This is a genomic window from Thomasclavelia sp., from assembly GCF_017889095.1.
In the GTDB taxonomy this organism is placed as follows: domain Bacteria; phylum Bacillota_I; class Bacilli_A; order Erysipelotrichales; family Coprobacillaceae; genus Thomasclavelia.
The window spans coordinates 1-6,491 of sequence record NZ_JAGHEW010000042.1; the positions used below are offsets into that span (position 1 = coordinate 1).

6 protein-coding genes are annotated in these 6,491 nt (G+C 31.8%); all 6 read left to right on the plus strand.

Annotation, left to right across the window (positions count from 1 at the left end; translation table 11 throughout):
- Positions 1-15: 15 nt before the first annotated feature.
- On the plus strand, positions 16-1,557 hold the full coding sequence (locus J7M77_RS01890) for an NEAT domain-containing protein (RefSeq protein ID WP_296875432.1): 1,542 nt from the start codon (positions 16-18) through the stop codon (positions 1,555-1,557).
- Entirely contained in the window at positions 1,548-2,483 is a 936-nt protein-coding gene (locus tag J7M77_RS01895) for a heme-binding Shp domain-containing protein (protein ID WP_296875434.1), read from the plus strand. The genes J7M77_RS01890 and J7M77_RS01895 overlap by 10 nt, the downstream gene beginning before the upstream one ends.
- Positions 2,461-3,351 (plus strand): heme ABC transporter substrate-binding protein IsdE, encoded by an 891-nt coding sequence (gene isdE, locus J7M77_RS01900; protein ID WP_296875436.1) that lies wholly within the window; start codon positions 2,461-2,463, stop codon positions 3,349-3,351. Before J7M77_RS01895 ends, isdE begins: the two co-directional genes overlap by 23 nt.
- Entirely contained in the window at positions 3,338-4,321 is a 984-nt protein-coding gene (locus J7M77_RS01905) for an iron ABC transporter permease (protein WP_296875437.1), read from the plus strand. The genes isdE and J7M77_RS01905 overlap by 14 nt, the downstream gene beginning before the upstream one ends.
- The gene (locus J7M77_RS01910; RefSeq protein WP_296875439.1) at positions 4,311-5,072 is read left to right on the plus strand and encodes an ABC transporter ATP-binding protein; all 762 of its coding nucleotides are present in this window, start codon (positions 4,311-4,313) and stop codon (positions 5,070-5,072) included. The genes J7M77_RS01905 and J7M77_RS01910 overlap by 11 nt, the downstream gene beginning before the upstream one ends.
- Positions 5,073-5,340: 268 nt before the next feature.
- A partial coding sequence (locus J7M77_RS01915; protein WP_296875441.1) for an AAA family ATPase occupies positions 5,341-6,491 on the plus strand: 1,151 nt, incomplete at its 3' end.

Here is a 6,491-nt window from a genome sequence, read left to right on the forward strand (position 1 = left end):
GAAAGGAGGAATGTAATGAAAAAATTTTTTAAAGCAGCTTTAGCTTTAATGATGGCATTTTCAATTCAAGTAGCAACACTTCATAAAGTTAAAGCCAATAGTGTTGATTTGACAAAACCGGGTACTTATGAGGTGCCGATCGCTTCGTTAGAAAGTACAATACCAGTTACAACAGTGAAACAAATGTTTTCAAATGTGTTTGGAAAATCGGTTACTGTTAAAGTTGGTAAAGATAACAAAGCAGAAATGATACTTAATTTGCGCCACATGGAAGTTAGCGTTCTTGGTTTCAAATATCATGCCAATATTAGTGAAATAGAGGGTGCGACAGTTTTACAAGAAGGAGAAGAACAATATTCACAAAGTTTTTATCCGTTTTCCGGGACAAAAACTCATACAGTACCTAAAAGAGTTAGTTTACCATTATCTTTAGACGGTGATTCACAAAAAATGGTTATTAGAGTGGATTTATTGGATGCCTTTAAAGGTGAAGCACGTCGTGTGGATGTGAAATTAACTTTAAAAGTTGGTGAAGCGATTGAACTTGCTAACTATACAGAAATCGATAAAGCATTTGCTAGAGTAGATACTTTAAATCAAGATGATTACACTGAAGAATCTTGGGATGCTTTGCAAAAAGCAATGGATGGAGTGGTTGATAACTTAGAAGCAAAAGATCAGCAAGAAGTTGATCAGATGGCTAAAAAAGTAAATGATGCGATTAATGCATTAAAATATAAACCTGAAAAAAGTAAATTAACTGCTGATGGAACATATAATGTTAGTGTTAATTTATGGCATGAAACTCAAGATCGTCCTTCAATGGCGAATTCATCTTTAGATCCGGTAGCAACTATCATTAAAAAAGATGGAAAAGCAACAATGTATATCACAACTAAACCAATGACTTTTGGTTCTATAACAGCATCAATGCAAGATTTATATCTAGGTTCTTTAAAAAGTGATTATAAAGCGAAACCAGCGAAAATTGTGGCTAAAGATAAAGCTGGTAATCCAAGATTATGGTCATTTACTTTACCTCATGAAAATGAATACATTGATATAGTTGTTAATCCACATGTTGCTTTAATGGGTAATCAGGATATAGGGGCTCGAATTAAGGTTGATTATGGAAGTTTACAAAAAATTTCTGATGAAATTATAGTACCAAAAGCTCCAGAAATAACAGACGATAGAGCAACTGAACCAGCAGTAACAGAAGATGATAAAGCAACTGAAACAACAGTTGTTGAAAATGATAAGGTAACTGAACCAGCAGTTACAGAAAATGATAAAGCAGCTGAATCAACAGTTGTTGAAGATGAAAAAGTAACTGAACCAACAGTTACAGAAAAAGATAAAACAACTAAACCTGCAGTTGTTGAAGCAAATGGTTTACAAAAAACTGATACTAAATCTAATTCTGAAGTAGCACCAGTTAAAACTTCTAACGCGGTAAAAACAGGTGATGATGCAGCGATGGAATTAATGGGAGGATTATTAATTTCTTCATTGGCATTGATCATGTATATTGGTAAAAAGAAAATATGGCAATAAAAAAAGTAGTCTTGATATTAATAGCGATATTTATCGTTTTAATAATGTCAAAACCAGCTTTTGCCTTAGATGATGGAGCGTACTTAGCAGGACGCTCCACATCTTATTTTAATCCTCTAACTAATCAGGCAGAAGATGGAGGAACAAATCAAGCGTTGGGAGATAGTATGGCAAATAACATCATCCCTAAACAAATATTAATTGAAAAAAGCGGTGGTAAAATTTATGTGACTTTTGGAATCGGCTTAACTTCAAATATCAGTAAATTTAGTTTTAAACTAATGAATAGTAGCGGTCAATTTAGAAACGTAAATGCTACTCAAACCGGTTCTTCTAGTGCTAATGGGGATACTGTTAAGCATTTTAGGGTTCAAGTTAATTCGCTAGATGAATATATTAGTCCTGTTATTTTTGTTGATCCTATGGGAAGAAATGTTCAATTTTTTATCAAAATTGATAGCAGTTCGTTAACTCCAGGAACGGGTATCTATAAAAGTGAGATGATTACTAGTGCAACACGCGAAAATAAGCAACCTAATAGAGAACAAAGTTCTAATCAACCAGTCAACCAGCCACCCCAGCCAACCATTACTCCTGAAATAACGCAACCAGTAGAACAAAAACAACAATCACTACAACAAGATCAAGTACAACAAAATCAAACACAAGAAAATAAAAGTCCTGTTGGTCAAGTAAGCAAAGAAAGTTTATTTGAAGGTGTTAATGGTTTATCAAGTCATGTGATTGGTAGTGATGGAAAAGTTGCTGAAAATAAAGAATTAACGGTAAAAAATTTAAAAGCTAATCGTAATGATGAAACTCGTCAGGTTAAAAGAAATTATTTACCATGGATAATTGGTGGTGGATTATTGGTTGCTATAGCCATTGCAGGAGGTGTTTTCTATGTTAAAAAAGTTAAAAAATAGTCTTGTAATGTTATTGTTGCTAGTTTTAGTAACTGGTTGTGTTAATCAGGGTAAAGTAAAGGTTAAAGATGACGAGCTAAAGATTGCTGCTACTTCGGTTGCGGTAACTGAGATTTTAGAAGCACTTGAGGTTCCCTCTAGCCAAGTAGTTGCAATTCCAACAACCAATGCATATAGTGTTCCTAAAATTTATCAAGATGCTAAAGAACTAGGAACTGCTATGGCTCCTGATATGGAAATATTGGCGACGATAAAGCCGGATCTGATTTTAAGTCCTAATTCATTAGAAGGAGATTTAGCACCTAAGTATGAAAAAATTAAAATCAGTTCTTCTTTTTTAAATCTTAAAAGTGTTTCGGGAATGTTTAAAAGCATTGAAGAATTAGGAAAAGTTTTAGATAAAGAAGATAAAGCTAAAGAATTAGTTGATCAGTATGTTGATTATATGACGTCGTTTAGAGATAAATATCAAAATCAATCGAGTCCTCGGGTTCTTATTTTGATGGGACTGCCAGGGGGGAGTTATGTGGTTGCTAGTGAGTCTAGTTACGTCGGTGATTTAGTTCGTTTAGCTGGAGGGACAAATGTTTATGGTGATGGCAATGGACAAGATTTTATTAATGTCAATGTTGAAGATATGTTACGTCAGAATCCTGATATCATTTTGCGAACTAGTCATGCTATGCCTCAGGAAGTCATGGCAAGCTTTAAAACTGAATTTTCTGAAAATCAAATTTGGAGTCAGTTTGAGGCAGTAAAAAATAATAAAGTCTATGATTTAGATAATAATTATTTTGGGATGAGTGCTAATTTTAATTATCAAAAGGGATTAGAAAAATTAGAGGAAATCTTATATGGAAGTAATTAAAAAACATCCTAAATTATTTATGTTAAGCTTGCTTTTAATCTTGTTTATTGGCTTTTTTGTGGCGATTAACTTAGGTAGTATAAAAGTATCACTAAGTCAGCTATTTAAAGGTCTGTTTGTTGCTTATGATCAAGATGTTGCAAGTGTTTATAATATTCGTTTTCCACGAGTGATTGTGACGATATTAGTAGGTGGGGCTTTAGCCTTATCAGGCTTATTGTTTCAAGTAGTATTGAAAAACCCTCTGGCAGATCCTGGGATTATTGGGATAAGTAATGGTGCCAGTTTAGTAGGTGTTTTAGTTGGTTTATTTTTACCGCAGTTTTATCAATTAGCACCATTATTAGCTTTTTTTGGTGGTGTTATTACTTTTTTAATTATCTATAGTTTATCATGGAAGGCGGGTTTAAATACAACTAGAATTATTTTAATTGGCGTGGCTATTAATTATACAATTAGCGCCCTGGTTAATTTAGTAAATAGCTTTTCAATGTCAATTTCTAGCCAGGCTACTGGAACAATTACTTTATATACTTGGAATGATGTACAAATATTGCTCATTTATTTATTACCAATTGTGATCATTACTTTATTTATGGCTAAAGCTTGTAATTTATTAGCATTGGAAGATCGAACATTAATGTCACTTGGTATAAATGTTAATGGATATCGGTTCTGTTTATCAGCACTAGCAGTTTTGTTGTGCAGTATTTCGGTATCAATTGCCGGAGTGATTAGTTTTATTGGTTTGCTGGTACCCCATATTGCAAGAATATTAGTTGGTAATGATCATAAATATTTATTACCAGTTAGTTTTTTATCAGGAGCGATTGTTTTATTGACAGCAGATACACTAGGGCGAGTTATTATGGCGCCGTATGAAATATCTTCAGCGATAATTATGGCCGTAATAGGTGGACCGTTATTTATTATTTTATTGAAACGGAGTAATGATTTAAATGGAAGTTAAACAAATAAAATTTAGTTATCAAAATAAGCCGCTTATTGATAATCTTTCAATTAGCTTTAAGCAAAATAAAATTACTTCTATTATCGGTCCTAATGGTAGTGGTAAATCAACATTATTGATGTTATTAAGCCGTATTTATAAAATAAGTGCTGGAGATATCTATTTAGATGGTAAAAATATTTGGAATTATAAAATCAAAGAGTTTGCGAAGATGGTAGCTGTAGTTCATCAAAAAAATCAAATTTATGGAGATTTAAATGTTAAAACAATTGTCGGTTATGGAAGACTACCATATTTGAACTATCATCAAAATCTAAGTGAAGAAGACTATCAGATCATTGATTGGGCTTTAAAAATTACTAATCTTAAAAAATATCAAGACCATCAAATAGCTAATTTATCTGGCGGACAACAACAGCGAGTCTGGATTGCTATGGCTTTAGCTCAAAAAACGCCGATTTTATTATTAGATGAACCGACTACTTATTTAGATGTCAAATATCAAATTGAAATATTAAATTTAATCAAACAAATTAATAACGATTATCAAATGACAATCATTATGGTTCATCATGATATTAATCAAGCTATCAATTCTAGTGATGAAATTGTGGCAATGAAAAATGGTGCCATATTATTTCAAGGTAAACCACAGGAAGTGATTTCTTCATCTTCTTTACAAAAATTGTATGATTATGATTTACAAGTAATAGATCACAATCATCAAAAAATAGTGCTAAATTATCAATGACATAATTTACCATAAAGTTAAGATATTCTTTGAAAATAATAAGTTAATTAAACGAAGTTTATTTAATACAATATTGATGTAGTCAAAAGATAAAACGTTTTTTTCAATCCTTTCTCAAATAAAGACTACTACTCTTTGGATATCTTTCCCTGATATCTAAAAACAAGCAGCCCTCTAACTGCTTGTTTTTTATTGTCCTTTTTAACATGAATAAATCTAGTTAAGCTAGAATAAATAAGGTATAATGGGTTTGAAAGGACTGATGGAAATGAAAAAAATCCCAATTGGAATTACTAATTATCGAAAATTAAGAGAAGATAATTACTATAATATTGATAAATCATTGATGATTGAAGAGTTTCTATCAACTGGAAGGCAAGTTACATTAATAACCAGACCGCGAAGATTTGGAAAGACATTAAATATGTCAATGATGGTAGAGTTTTTTGATGTCACCAAAGATTCTAAAGAATTATTTAAAGATACTAAGATCATGAAAACTGAATACTGTTCATATTTAAATCAGTATCCGACTCTATTTGTTTCTTTCGCAAATGCCAAAGGGGATAAAGAAACCATTGTTGAAACAATTAAACAGAGCATATTAGCTTTATATTTTGAAAATGAGCAAATTTTTTCAAACATGAATAAGTTTGAAAAACTGATGTATGATGGAATAATAGATCATTTATCACAGTTTTATAATGGCAGTTTATCAGGAATAGCTAATTCATTGTCTTTTTTAATGACAATGCTGGAAAAATATTATGGTAAACGGGTTATGGTCTTTATTGATGAATATGATACCCCGTTTATCGAAGCCCATGTAGGTAAGTTCTATGATGAAATAAGAAACGGGTTAGCTTCAATACTTCATAATGCTTTAAAAACTTCAGATAGTATAGAATATGCTATGCTTACTGGAATTCAAAGAGTAGCCAAGGAAAATATCTTCAGTGATTTAAATAACCCGGTTGTGTGTACGGTAAATGATAAAAGATATAGTCAGTATTTTGGCTTTAGTGAAGATGAAGTAAAAGAACTGTTAAGCTATTATGGATTGGAGTTAAATGGACAGGTCAAAGAAATGTATGACGGTTATCATATCGGTGATAATGAAATCTATAATCCCTGGTCATTGATTAACTATGCTGATGCCAAGAAATTAAGACCCTACTGGGTCAATACCAGTGCCAATAATATGATAAGATATGCTTTAGAAAAAGCTAAACATGACTTTTTCAAAGAATATGAAGAACTGATTGAAAAGGGATATTTAGATACCTGGGTAGTATTGGAAACAAGTTTTTATGAAGTATCAACTACACCATGCTTATGGGGATTATTTATTAATGCCGGATATTTAACGATTGTCGAAACAATGGATGAAAGTAATGGCTATTATAAAATTAAAGTACC

Excerpts from the sequence above, each read along its gene's own strand:
- J7M77_RS01910 (WP_296875439.1), top strand. The coding sequence starts at position 4,311 with ATGGAAGTTAAACAAATAAAATTTAGTTATCAAAATAAGCCGCTTATT.
- J7M77_RS01895 (WP_296875434.1), top strand. The coding sequence starts at position 1,548 with ATGGCAATAAAAAAAGTAGTCTTGATATTAATAGCGATATTTATCGTT.
- J7M77_RS01890 (WP_296875432.1), top strand. The coding sequence starts at position 16 with ATGAAAAAATTTTTTAAAGCAGCTTTAGCTTTAATGATGGCATTTTCA.
- J7M77_RS01905 (WP_296875437.1), top strand. The coding sequence starts at position 3,338 with ATGGAAGTAATTAAAAAACATCCTAAATTATTTATGTTAAGCTTGCTT.
- isdE (WP_296875436.1), top strand. The coding sequence starts at position 2,461 with ATGTTAAAAAAGTTAAAAAATAGTCTTGTAATGTTATTGTTGCTAGTT.